The organism is Marinococcus halophilus (genome assembly GCF_002265875.1).
In the GTDB taxonomy this organism is placed as follows: Bacteria; Bacillota; Bacilli; order Bacillales; family Marinococcaceae; genus Marinococcus; species Marinococcus halophilus.
The window spans coordinates 19,798-31,921 of the sequence record NZ_NPFA01000011.1 but is presented as its reverse complement, the minus strand read 5'-3'; the positions used below and the strand labels follow the sequence as shown (position 1 = coordinate 31,921).

The 12,124-nt window shown below is 43.4% G+C and carries 10 protein-coding genes and 1 pseudogene; 7 read left to right on the top strand and 4 right to left on the bottom strand.

The features are described 5' to 3' along the window. Positions 1 to 47 precede the first annotated feature (47 nt). Positions 48 to 329: a hypothetical protein gene (locus CHL76_RS11800; RefSeq protein WP_094908653.1), complete on the top strand. Its 282-nt coding sequence runs from the start codon at positions 48 to 50 to the stop codon at positions 327 to 329. 363 nt (positions 330 to 692) lie between these two features. Further along, entirely contained in the window at positions 693 to 977 is a 285-nt protein-coding gene (locus CHL76_RS11795) for a helix-turn-helix domain-containing protein (protein ID WP_158219170.1), read from the top strand. Between the two features lie 434 nt (positions 978 to 1,411). Here the strand turns inward: CHL76_RS11795 and CHL76_RS11790 are convergent, their stop codons facing one another. The 4 genes from CHL76_RS11790 to CHL76_RS17095 form a co-directional block, all read right to left on the bottom strand. Beyond that, positions 1,412 to 2,134, bottom strand: a complete 723-nt coding sequence (locus tag CHL76_RS11790) for a GntR family transcriptional regulator (protein ID WP_094908651.1) — start codon at positions 2,132 to 2,134, stop codon at positions 1,412 to 1,414. Positions 2,135 to 2,151: 17 nt separating this feature from the next. Then, entirely contained in the window at positions 2,152 to 3,174 is a 1,023-nt protein-coding gene (locus tag CHL76_RS11785; RefSeq protein ID WP_094908650.1) for an ADP-ribosylglycohydrolase family protein, read from the bottom strand. 17 nt (positions 3,175 to 3,191) lie between these two features. Next, on the bottom strand, positions 3,192 to 4,586 hold the full coding sequence (locus CHL76_RS11780; RefSeq protein WP_094908649.1) for a PTS transporter subunit EIIC: 1,395 nt from the start codon (positions 4,584 to 4,586) through the stop codon (positions 3,192 to 3,194). A gap of 1,059 nt (positions 4,587 to 5,645) precedes the next feature. Continuing rightward, entirely contained in the window at positions 5,646 to 5,945 is a 300-nt protein-coding gene (locus tag CHL76_RS17095; protein WP_158219169.1) for a hypothetical protein, read from the bottom strand. A gap of 311 nt (positions 5,946 to 6,256) precedes the next feature. Between CHL76_RS17095 and CHL76_RS11775 the strand changes: the two genes are divergently transcribed. The 5 genes and pseudogenes from CHL76_RS11775 to CHL76_RS11755 all read left to right on the top strand — a co-directional run bounded on the left by CHL76_RS11775 (position 6,257) and on the right by CHL76_RS11755 (position 11,399). Next, a complete protein-coding gene (locus CHL76_RS11775; RefSeq protein WP_094908648.1) occupies positions 6,257 to 7,837 on the top strand; it encodes an FMN-binding glutamate synthase family protein in 1,581 nt (526 codons plus the stop codon). Between the two features lie 491 nt (positions 7,838 to 8,328). After that, positions 8,329 to 8,940: pseudogene (locus CHL76_RS11770) on the top strand (CadD family cadmium resistance transporter). 308 nt (positions 8,941 to 9,248) lie between these two features. Then, positions 9,249 to 9,557 (top strand): hypothetical protein, encoded by a 309-nt coding sequence (locus tag CHL76_RS11765; protein ID WP_094908647.1) that lies wholly within the window; start codon positions 9,249 to 9,251, stop codon positions 9,555 to 9,557. A 342-nt stretch (positions 9,558 to 9,899) separates the two neighbouring features. Next, positions 9,900 to 10,469 carry a TetR/AcrR family transcriptional regulator gene (locus tag CHL76_RS11760; RefSeq protein WP_094908646.1) on the top strand — a complete coding sequence of 190 codons (570 nt, stop codon included), beginning with the start codon at positions 9,900 to 9,902 and terminating at the stop codon, positions 10,467 to 10,469. 12 nt (positions 10,470 to 10,481) lie between these two features. Continuing rightward, on the top strand, positions 10,482 to 11,399 hold the full coding sequence (locus CHL76_RS11755; RefSeq protein WP_094908645.1) for a cation diffusion facilitator family transporter: 918 nt from the start codon (positions 10,482 to 10,484) through the stop codon (positions 11,397 to 11,399). Positions 11,400 to 12,124 lie beyond the last annotated feature (725 nt).

The window sequence follows — 12,124 nt, the reverse complement described above, 5'->3', positions numbered from 1 at the left end:
TTAAATCTACAATGTATGAAGCTTTTAAGTAAAGGGATGATTTGCCGATGGTTTATTTACGACATATTTGTTTAGATCAAAAACTCATCTCTTTTCAAGAAGCTATATTAAAATTTCAAAAAAATTGTACGACTAGAACTTGGGAAGTAGTCATTGAAAACGGTAAGCATTTCTTTTTTGAAGAGCCAAATAACCATTTTTGTTTTATTTTAGAAGCTGTAGACATAAATGGGCGTGTTTACCGTGGTCCTTGTGTGATTGAATTTGTGGCTCAAATGCTTAATACCGTTCACCTTCAAGGTATCAGGCCATTACAAGTACTATCATAAATGTCTCTCTAAAAAGACAAAAAGAAAAGTAATTCATTGGCCATTAGGGGATTTAAACCAACACTCTTAAGAGCAAAAAAGAATCAAGAAGCAATGATTCTTTTTATCGTTTGAATGTTTCGGAAGGTGCGACGCCTTTGTATTTGTCTTGCCCTTTTTTCTTGATTAATGCTGCAATAATCCTCCGACAGGGCTAACGAATAATGATAAAATGCGATAGAAAACGTTCGAACTAACGAAAGAGAAGACAAGAGGCTTAGCTGCCCCCGTGATCGTTGAGAAATATATTGGTAGTACTATGCCTCATCAGAAGGGAAAAACCTTGGCTACCTCCAGGGGTGTTATTAGGAAGGAGATTTTATGATGAAAATGAGCTGGCAATATTATTATACGGTGATGAAAAGAGCTCATATAGATCAATTAAAGCGGGAAGTATGGACAGCAGAGCACATTAAAATCAAACGGAGGATGCAAGGTTTATCGCAACGAGAACTGGCTGAAGCGGTCGGGGCATCCACGCGTACGATCAGACGTATTGAAGCCGGTATGACGACCCCTCACGAAGAGCTTTTAAAAATCATTGCTCAAATTCTTCCCATCCATTTCCCGCAAAACAGAACCAATGAAGAGACTAGATGGTATAAGTGAAATACCCAAAGCAGTTAAACAGGATGGTGGCCCTGAGGGATGCTTAATCCCTAATCGAAGCATGCCTTGGAACAATTAAAAGAAAACATAGAAGAATTTATAAAAAAAGTAATAATTGAAAATGAAATGAATAATAAGTCAAAATAACTGAGTGTAAAAAGCTAAGAAAAGCAGCAGTTCCCCTAGAAAGAGTGAGGGTCTATTTATATGATTTATTGATACAAAAAGAAGAAATTGACTATTTGTATAATTAAATAATTGGATTATTGTTTCATCTTAAGTAGTAAAAAAAGCATCTCAGCTTCGAAAAGAGTTGAGATGCTTGTTTGTTTTGTGAGGAGTTGCTAATAATCGCGATTATGTTAATGAAATTTTCGATGTAATATATAAAATAAACATGAACAGGGCCTCTCAAAGAAGAGGCCCCATTCATGTCATTCTCCTTCTAGTTCAACATGGTACTTGTACCGATCCGCACGATAATAGATTTCCGCAAATTCGATACCCTCGTGATGATCAAAAGAACACCGTTCGATATAAAGTAATGGCGCATGGTCTTCTAACTGCAATTGGTCCTGCAGCATGGAGGTGGCGCTCATGGCTTCAATGGTTTCATTGGCTGTGGTTAAGTGAATGTCATGCGCTCGGAGTACTTGATAAAGAGACGCTTGGGGTGACACCATATCGCTTTGAGTAATCTCCACTTTATTAATCGGAATAAAGGAGCGATGGAAACCTACTTTTTCGCCGTTTATGATGCGTAAACGTTCAATTTTGTACACTTGAACATCTTCACGCAAGTGTAATTTCGTCACCACTTGGAGAGGCGCCTCCACAATATCGAAAGAGACTAATTCGGAAAGAGCGTCTCGATTCAAGTTGTCTTCACTAAAGCTCGAAATTCTCTTTAGCTGCAGTCCGTGTTTGGTGTTCATCACAATAGTTCCGATGCCCGAGTGTTTTTTAACATAGCCATTGGTTTGTAAAATATCCATCGCCCGACGAATCGTGATACGACTTACTCCGTACGTGTCTTGCAATGCTGGTTCGGAAGGCAAAATATCGCCCTCATGATATTCGTTACGAATGATTTTTTGAAGCAATTCATTGTAAATTTGCTTATACAGGGGCTCGTTCGTTTTCGTAGAGTCAATCATAGTAACCTCTTCCAGTCTTATGATATTCGAGAAGCGAGACGCTGAGCTAGGCTCGTGATGTCAAAATCATTTGCCTTCTCGATAAAGTCTATCATATCATAAAATTCCCTGTTTTTCTCACTTATGGCCCCGACGATGGCGCCGACAATGGTAGCTATCGTATCGGTGTCATACCCGATGTTCACCGCATCGATAACCGCCTGTTGAGCATTTCCATGATTTGCTTTGATAATCCCAAACGCACATGGCACCGCTTCGGAGACATGTAAGCCGCTTCCGATGAGCTGATAGAGTTTTAACAGATTTTCTTCTTTGGAGCCAGGTTCCTCGACGATATCAAAAGCCAATTTCATTCGTTCCACGACGCTGGCCCCAGCTACCGTTCGGCTGGTATCTTGTCCTAAACGCTCGCCCTCGATAGCACCATATAACCCCGCTTCCAAAATCTCATCAAAGGTGACTTCTTCTTTTAAAGAAGCACTAACGGCAGAAGCAACGGCACTAGCTCCAGATATGGCTAAATGATTGTCATGTGTCACTCTTGTGATCGTGATGGCATCTTGGATGGCCGCATCTTGATGACCGGGATGAAATAACCCCGCAGGAGAAATTTTCATAGCAGCCCCGTTGGTGGCTTTGGATGCATAGTCAACGATGACTGCACCCTCGAGAGGCTGCATTTCTTGTTTTTCGCCTTTGTACATGGCAATAGCACTTCTGGTGGTAGGCCCGGCAAAACGATTAAAGTAGACGGGCATGTTGGACCACTTGATCATGGCCTGTTTGACGATTTCGGTGGTGATGGTTTGCTCTTTCGTTTCTAAAACCTCTTGGAGAATCAGATAAATTTGGGAAAAATCGTCCGTCACTTGACCTGGTTCATTCCCTAAAGCAAAGGCGGTGTCACCTGGCTTCTGAAATTCCGTGACCTGTCCATGAAATGTTTCTCGAATTTGATGAAACGTAAGGTTTTCGGTGGCGGCCCCCATCGCGTCCCCCATGGCTGCTAAAGCGAGACTCCCTAGAATGTTCTTTTCCATAATAATCTTCTCCTTTGTTATTCTTCTTCCATATTGTTGGATTCTTTAAATCCAAGGATCAACGTCAAAACCATCGCGGAAACAAATGAAATAGTTAATCCTACGATATACGCCCATAAGGTAGGCCCGGCGAAAGCGGGAATGGTTGTCAGCCCCCCAAAAACAAAAGCATATCCGACTACGTTAAAGAATCCCATAAATGCGCCGCCAATAGCTGCGCCCACACATCCAGCAACCAATGGGGTTTTTAGTTTAACGCCCAGACCATAAATGGCTGGTTCCACGATACCGGATAAAAACACCGAGGTGATGGAGGTAATGGAAAATGATTGGAGCGTTTTGCTTTTGCTTCGTAAAAAGACGGCTAACACTGCACCAGCCATACCGAAATTAGCATTGGCGGCATAGGCGATTATACTGGATTCTCCTGTAGAGGCAATGTTCGGGATAACGACGGTGGTATTTGGAGCCCAGTGAATGCCAAACATGATGAAGATGTTCCAGATCCCTCCAATGATCGCTCCGGCGATGACACTGTTCGACGAAATGACAAGATCAACACCTTGCGCCGATAAAATACTCAAGTAATTGCCGATAGGTCCAATGACGATCGCCACTAACGGGACCAACAAAAATAATAAGACCGTAGGAATAACCACCATGTGCAAACTTTGTACCAATTTTCCTTTCATGAAGTGTTCTAATTTCGATTGAACCCATACTGTTAAGATGGCTGGTATAACTTGGCCGCTGTAATCAAAAATGGGTACCGGAACACCCATATAACTAATGGAGTCCGTCTCGTTTTCTACTAGAGCTAAAAAATCAGGCATCAATAATGCTCCCATGATCGCTAACGCAATATAAGGGCTCGTTTTAAATCGTCTCGCGGCTGTAATCGCTACAAGCAGAGGAAGGAACTGAAAAACGGAAGTAGCAGCTAGGGTCAGGATTAAGTTAGTATTACTATCTTCATTCAAAACACCAATCTGGGTGGCTAAAATCGTGAATCCTCGTAATAAACCGGCACCAGCGAACAAAGGTAATAATGGAGTGAAAATGCTTATGACAATTTCTAAAAAATGATTAAAATACCGTTTGAATGTATTTTGTTCTTTCTTTTCTTCTTTGACGTCTTCCTCATGACGTATATTTATTTTTTCTTTTTCTTGTAGTTCCGTTCTTTTAATAATTTCTTCGTAAACTTCATTAACATTCGTGCCGATGACGATTTGAAACGTAGACTCGCTATCAACAACACCCATAACGCCTTTGGTATCTCTTATTTTTTGAGTGTCTACTAAGCTTTTATCCTTTAATTCGGTTCTTAGTCTTGTTGCACAGTGCGTCACCGTTTTAATATTTTGTTCTCCACCCATGAATTTGATAAGGTCTTTCGCCAACTTTTCCATTTATTCTGCCCTCCTCGAAAAATATTGATAACTAATAAGCATGCACACCAATATTAAACATCATAACGTTATAACGTTTATAAATATAATATAGCGCTTTCATATCGTTGTCAACTAAGAAATGCTTTAAGCTTTTTGTAATCGCCAATTGTGCAAATAAGCTAGACAACGAAAAAGATCATTCGAGACACACTCAAGATGAATTTCCGACTAAAGAACTCATAGAAATGGGCAAGAACGACCTGTACCCATCTTCGCACGAATGAAGTTCTCCTCATGGAAGCGTCCGTTTCCCTGTTCCAGAAGCATGCTGTACCGTCTATTCGAGCAACGGGCGCTGAATCGAAAGACGCTGCCGAGGAAAGGAAAGCTAAAACCGAATGGACATTAGGAACGTTGAGGAAAGCAGTCGTTTCTTCGGACACTTGCGGTTAGAAACCGGAATTATCCAGCCTTTCGGCAGGAATTCGGGCACTTAGAAGGTGAGGCTATTGTTGGGCGTCACCACCAAAGTGCCGTGAGTACCCTGGTCGAGCCCTTCTCAAAAGTGATTATTACTCTTCAACCATGCGGACGCTTCTTGAAATACCTCTTTAAATCTATCTCCTTTGACTGCGGCAAAGTTTTTCCAACTGGTGGTTGATTAGGAATAGACACGATCTTGCCCTTTCTTTTGCCGATCTGGGAACACCCTTTTCAGCGCGGACCAAACGAACATTCGAATAATTTGCTTCGAAAGGATAAATTGCCCAAACACATGGATTTTCAGGACGTGGAGCAGTGGTATGTTTCCACTGTGCCCCCCAAAAGAAATCATCTCCCAAGAAAATCGTTAGACTATTTCACCCCGTTGGAAGTATTCATAAGGTACCTGGAGCCTGATATGTTGTCTAACTTAATTTGACGATTTAAAGCATTAAAATTGAAAAATTAAAAAGCAACTCTTTTAGTATACTTACTGAGCACTATTGTTTTTTAAAAAATTAATAAATTTTTTAAAACTAAAAAACATGAAAAATAGAGCCATTAATTTAAATATTAGTTCTGCACTAAAATTGGTTAACGGTAAACCGTCACCGAACAGATCCCATCTAAAAAAAGCAATCCTGAAATATACATAAAAATAATGGCAGCGTTAAGCTCTGAAGACCGAGTACTCAAAGATTTTTCTCTTTGGTTAGAGTAAGGCATATTTTTCTTCTCCTTAGTGCAAAAATTTCTTCTTACTAGAAAGAATACTAAAGTCGTTATTGCTCTTCCAAGCAATGAGGACTCGCTTTGTACCGCTGATAAGGACTGAGTGATAACGATTAGCCACTGTGACGGTGTTACCACCTCAACGATATCAAAAACACTCAAACGGGTTAAGCACCGATAGAACATGGAATCAGCTCATTTAAAAGCTTTACTTATTTCCATATTTGCTTAACAGATATCTATTTATTTTTAAAACTGTCCCTATTCTTGTTTTAATCGTGTAAAGCATGCTTAATGTTCCAGCCGCCGGGGAAGTATACATGAAGAAGATGCTGTATAAATGTACGAAAAGATGTGGAAGACTGTAGAAACGCTGAAAAGAATGATAGAAAATGAAAAAGACCGCTAGTTCTCCAATGGTGCAAAACGGGTTCGAGATGGAGACATCGGTAGAGAAAGGAGACGGGTTGGATATGGAAACGACTATTATTGTCCTTTTGGGACTCTTAATAGTGTTTATTGTATTCGTGCCGGCAGGGCTCGTGCTTTGGATGTATGTCAGGGACCGCCAGCAGAAACAGCACGCTATTTTGAAAAACTTTCCGGTTCTGGGCAGAATGCGCTATTTAATCGAGAAAACGGGACCGGAATTTCGCCAGTATTTATTTAACAATGATCTTGAAGGGAAACCCTTTTCAAGGGAGCAATTTGTTTCCACTGTCAAGGCTGGTAAGTACAAAACACGTATGCTAGGCTATGGTTCAAAAGAAAATTTTAATACGAACGGATATTACATTGTAAACGACATGTACCCAACGTTAGAAGAGGAGATACGCCGAGACCGTAAGGCGGATGCCGTGCTCAGCAAAGTATATGAGATCGATAATGAACGGCTGTTTACCCGGCAGGAGCATCATGTGGAGGAATCATTCGATCCATATCTTCTTGATGAGAAGGATACCATCACGCTCGGAAAGCATAGCGGGGTGAAGCAACCCTTCCATGTTAAAGGACTCATCGGCCAGTCGGGAATGAGCTACGGCTCGCTCGGAGACCGGGCGATCAAAGCATTGTCTATTGGAAATGCCCGGGCTTCCGGTTCCTGGATGAATACGGGCGAAGGTGGGCTGTCGGAGTATCATCTGTCGGGCGGGGCAGATATTATATGGCAGATTGGCCCCGGCTTGTTTGGTGCACGAGACCAGGCCGGAAACTTCAACCCGGAGCTGTTCAGGAAGCAGGCGGCACACGAGCAAGTGAAAGCTATAGAGATTAAGTTGGCCCAGGGGGCAAAGCAGCGAGGCGGTCACGTTGATGGAGCGAAGGTTACGGAGAAAATTGCTTCCATTCGTAACGTAGAGCCCTGGAAAACGATAGACAGCCCGAACCGTTTCAAAGGTATCGAAACGACGGAAAAACTGATGTCGTTTTTAGAAGAACTGCGGCGGTTGAGTAATAAGCCGGTTGGTATAAAAATTACCCTCGGCTCAAAACAGCATGCTGCCAGGCTGGCGGAGGAATTGAAAGCTTCGGCTATTCTTCCGGACTTTATTACGCTTGACGGAAGCGAAGGAGGTACTGGAGCCTCATACAAAGAAATGGCTGACAGTGTGTCTCTTCCGTTATTCTCAGCGCTACCGATGCTTGAAGAAGCACTGAATGAAACAGGGCTTAGAGATAAAATTACTATCGTTGCTTCAGGGAAACTTTTAACGCCAAATAAGGCGGTCACAGCGCTTGCTTTAGGCGCTGATTTGATTCATGTGGCGAGAGGGTTCATGATCAGCGTGGGTTGTATCATGGCCCAGGTTTGCCATACAAATGAGTGCCCGGTCGGTGTGGCTACTACAGATCCGAAGCGACAGGAAGCCCTGGACGTAGAAGAAAAATCGTACCGTGTCACTAATTTTATTATTTCGATGCGGGAGGGCATGCATAATTTGGCAGTGGCGGCCGGTCTCCATTCCCCCACCGAATTCCATAGAGCTCATGTTATCTATAAAGATGTAGATGGCCGTACGTATTCCGTAGAAGATATGGAAAAAAAGTATTAAAATTAGAAGAGAAGTGATATTGATTGCTACAACATTGCATTGGGGTGCTAATCTAGCGGTATTTTCCGCGTTTTCACCTCTATAATGAAGCATTTGGAGCATCTTCTTTCTTTATTTACAGGGTCATTAGTACTTTGGCATTTTTGTTCGTGTGGAAATTCGTTCCTGAGAGGAAAAATAAGCCTCCGAAGAAATCGAAGATATTTGGCTTAATAAAGTTAAAATTAGTGAAGAAAGAGTTCACGAAGGAAACGAATTTATACTTAAGCACCATTAACACCAATGTTTTTAGTATATAAGTTAATTAATAAAAACAAGGGCTCTCCTAAATACAGGAAAGCCCTTGTTTTTACAGTCTTCGGCTGTTCCGGATGTCTTAATCGAGAAATCAACTGGGGCCAATCCGCCCAAACTACGCGCCGAGCAGCTATGTTTGGCGCGTTTTTTATCAGGCCCCCAATAACCCGTGGGAGAAGAAAGGAAGAGGTACCATGCTAACGACTATCGGAACAGCTTCGGTGCTTTATGCAGCCACGGCAATTGATCTAGTGGTGTTACTCCTGCTCTTTTTCGGTTAGGCGACCACAAAGAAGCAGTATGGCCAGATTTATCTCGGGCACTACAGGGGCTCGTTGGTGCTTATCGGTGTTAGTCTGTTTTTCGCTTTTGTATTACGCGTGGTCCCGGAGGACTGGATGTTAGGCTTGCTGGGCCTGATTCCGTTGTACCTGGGGATCAAAATCGCCCTCATGGGCGATGAGGATGATGGGGACCAGCAACTGCATCAGCACCAGCGAACAAACCTCTCCACGACGGTTGCCCTCGTTGTCATTGCTAGCTGCGGGGCCGATAATATTGGTTTGTTTGTGCCTTATTTTGTTTCCATCTCGGCATCGGCCCTGATGACCACACTGGTCACCTTCGCTGTATGGATATTGATTTTAGTATTTAGTGCCCAGCAATTGAGTCGTCTACCCGGTGTATCGACCGCAATCGAATACGTGGGCCGCTGGGTCGTGGCGGTCATTTACATCGGTCTGGGATTCTACGTACTGATCCTGCAAGGCACCGTTGCGGTCGTGTGGTCGTGGATCACTGGATAAGAAGCGTTGAGGAGGCGAGCCCTCGTTTGCCAAGACGCATGCTATATGGTTTGGGGGAAATCATTCTCCTCCAAGCAATCTCCTTATCGTTCGACGTATTCTATGGTAGCAAGCCGGAGGGCTGTTTTTTCATACCTAATTAATGGTGAAAGGACAGTGTCACCGTTGATTAAACGGTGGGCTTGCTGCCAGGACGCGCCTGTATGTCTTGTCGATTCCGGTGTGTGTCGTTATGATAGTCATATTGCCATTGTTAGCCCGACTGTAAGAACAACGAATGGGAGGGAGGAGCCCTAAATGAAAAAACGATGAAGATGACAATCGCGATGGTTCTAACTGCGGGATTACTAGCTGCTTGTGGGGAGAACGAGGAGAAGGATACAAGCTTTTTTGCTGAAAATGACTGGGCTGAGCTAGACGTAGTTGAAAAAGAAATAGGCTCAGATTTCGAATCTGTAAACGTAGAAAATGAGGAAGGAAATAGTCGAGTGATTGTTTATGCAAACAATGGCAATCCTGAATACAAATCAATATACATTTTGGACGAAGAGCGTTTAAAGATTGTTAGCATTGGGGAAGAAGGTGAAGGTCAAATTTATAATGACGTTATTCGTTAAAGTCGATCAAAAGCTGAACGATTGATTAAGTATAAATAGAAATATAATCATGAATTGAACTTTCATCGTCAAGTAGATAGCGAAAATACATCAAATTCTCAAACGGCTTGCCCTTGATATCCAAATGAGGCAAGCCGTTTAAAGTTCTTCGACGACGAAAACCAAGTAGAGAAGGAATTATCTAGAATTTGCTTCGCTATCAGAGAAATATAACCATCCTGCTTCAACTAGGTTCGCTTTGTTTCTAGCAGGTTGATTTTATCGAATAGTTTTAGTATTATCACTAGTGACTGACTGTCAGTCACTATTAGTGATAGAAGCACAAATTTACAGGAGGCAACCATGAAACAGACCACCTACGATCAATTATTGAAAGCGGCCATCACCGTCATTCATCGGGAAGGATTCGATCAAACGTCAGTCTCCCACCTAGTGAAGGAAGCCGGTGTAGCTCAGGGGACGTTTTATAATTATTTCGAATCGAAAAAAGAGCTCGTGCCGGCCATTGCTTCTCATATCCTAAACGAACAGTTGGCTCGCATGAAAGCGCATGGAGATGCAGGCACCCTCACCGAAATCATTGATATCGTGATCGCCATAACGTTTCAGATCACGGAAGAATTTCAGGATTCGATTAGCATGTGCTATAGCGGGATGTCGCTCTATTACTCCTTTGAGCGTTGGGAAGCGATTTATCGCCCCTACTATGATTGGCTGCAAGCGCAATTCGTGCAATTACAACAGCACCATCAACTGACGAATGAACTGGAGTTGAAGCTAATGGTTAACAACACGATCGGCCTGGTCGAGCACGCCGCAGAAAGCCATTATTTGTCCCGATCGGGGACGAACGATCAACGGCAGGCCAAGGCCGAACTGAAGCTCATGCTTGTACGAGCTCTCGCAAGATAAGGGGGTGATCGAATGAATATGAAACAAGAAAAGAAAATACTTTGGATCTCGATCATGGCCACTGTTCTGTTTTCAGGCACCGGTATGATCTTAGGCTTATGGGTCCAATCGCAAATGATTGTATTCGACGGGTTATATTCGCTGGTCGGGGTGGCGCTCTCCTGTGTCTCGCTAGCGGCGGCTACATGGATGGCAACGACCGACTGGAAACGATACCCCTTTGGGTTGGACATCGTGGAACCTCTCGTGGTGTTATTCAAGTACATGGTTATTCTGCTGTTGATCGCGGGTTCGGCAGCGGCCGCCCTGGTGTCCCTGTTCCAAGGAGGACGGGACATGCAAGTAGGACCGGCGTTTGTTTACTCGTTTATCGGATTGCTCGCGTGTGGAGCTGTCGCTCGTTATTTACACGTGCAGGCTTCCCGTTCGCAGTCGGCCTTATTAAAGGCGGAATCCAATCAGTGGCTCATGGATACGCTCGTCAGTATGGGAGTGTTTGTGGGATTTCTCGTCGCCTTTATGCTTGAAATTTTTCAGTGGTTCCCGTCGTTTATTCCTTATGTCGATCCAGTCATGGTACTGCTCGTATCCGTATACTTTTTGCGGTTTCCGCTGAAAGAAATGCGCCTAGCCCTTCGGGAGGTTTTGGCGATGAGCTCGCATGAAGGAATACGCCGTCGCATGGAAGAAACGTTAGAGGAGCTGGCTGCCGACTATAATGTCGAAGAAAGCTTTCTGCGGATAACCAAGGTCGGGCGTACTCTTTGGGTGGAAATTGATATTGTGGCGCTGGAAAGTAGCCCCCTCAATTCCCTAAAAAAACAAGATGAAATGCGAGAAAAACTGGCCGCAATATTGACCGGCGCAACACCCAAAAAATGGCTGACGGTCTCGTTCATGGCCGATCGGCATTGGGCCCTTGATGACTAAAAGGTAGATAAACTTTGGGGAGTTATTCTTACAGGAAAACCGTTCTGATGAAGGATCACCCTGATCTTCAATGCGGTTAATCGTTTTGTCAGTAAAAATAATAGATAGGTAGATAGACAAACACAGTGTGCTGCCGCCGGTCCCGGTGGCTGCATAAAGTAGAAGCTGAAACAGATGACGACGAATCAAGTCATTGACTTAGCCCATTTTTCACAATGTGTTAACACAAAGTAGATTATTGGAAGCAGGTCCCGCTTTTGCTGGCATCGACTATGATCCCTACCCTTCTGATAGCATCTATACTATCAGAAGGGTAGGGATATTCTTATGAGAATGGATGGACTAACGATGGTATATGATGTAGAAGCGTTTGGAAATATTCCAGCGTCCGAAAATTGGCTGTTCGATGCGGCAACACAGGAATGGAAAAAACTAGATCTCTAGAGATTTTGGGACAAAACGGCAGATCAGTATATCTGGTATTGATCGACCCTCGAACATGACCCTTGCCCTCTGAAGAGAATCACACAGGGAGAGACACTATAACGCTGGGAAATCGATGGCCTTAAAACTGGCAAGCACCATTTGCTGCTTGTGATTCATGAAGGGCAGAAGGTGCTGCTGTTGCACAATTCAATAAGACGTATAACGGGGACGATCCGACGACCGGACATTGGCCCAGCTGAACAGTGTTACGACGCTTATGGTGCGAATGATTCCAGATA

Excerpts from the sequence above, each read along its gene's own strand:
- CHL76_RS11785 (WP_094908650.1), bottom strand. The coding sequence starts at position 3,174 with ATGGAAAAGAACATTCTAGGGAGTCTCGCTTTAGCAGCCATGGGGGAC.
- CHL76_RS11760 (WP_094908646.1), top strand. The coding sequence starts at position 9,900 with ATGAAACAGACCACCTACGATCAATTATTGAAAGCGGCCATCACCGTC.
- CHL76_RS11755 (WP_094908645.1), top strand. The coding sequence starts at position 10,482 with ATGAATATGAAACAAGAAAAGAAAATACTTTGGATCTCGATCATGGCC.
- CHL76_RS11780 (WP_094908649.1), bottom strand. The coding sequence starts at position 4,586 with ATGGAAAAGTTGGCGAAAGACCTTATCAAATTCATGGGTGGAGAACAA.
- CHL76_RS11790 (WP_094908651.1), bottom strand. The coding sequence starts at position 2,134 with ATGATTGACTCTACGAAAACGAACGAGCCCCTGTATAAGCAAATTTAC.
- CHL76_RS11795 (WP_158219170.1), top strand. The coding sequence starts at position 693 with ATGAAAATGAGCTGGCAATATTATTATACGGTGATGAAAAGAGCTCAT.
- CHL76_RS11775 (WP_094908648.1), top strand. The coding sequence starts at position 6,257 with ATGGAAACGACTATTATTGTCCTTTTGGGACTCTTAATAGTGTTTATT.
- CHL76_RS11800 (WP_094908653.1), top strand. The coding sequence starts at position 48 with ATGGTTTATTTACGACATATTTGTTTAGATCAAAAACTCATCTCTTTT.
- CHL76_RS11765 (WP_094908647.1), top strand. The coding sequence starts at position 9,249 with ATGAAGATGACAATCGCGATGGTTCTAACTGCGGGATTACTAGCTGCT.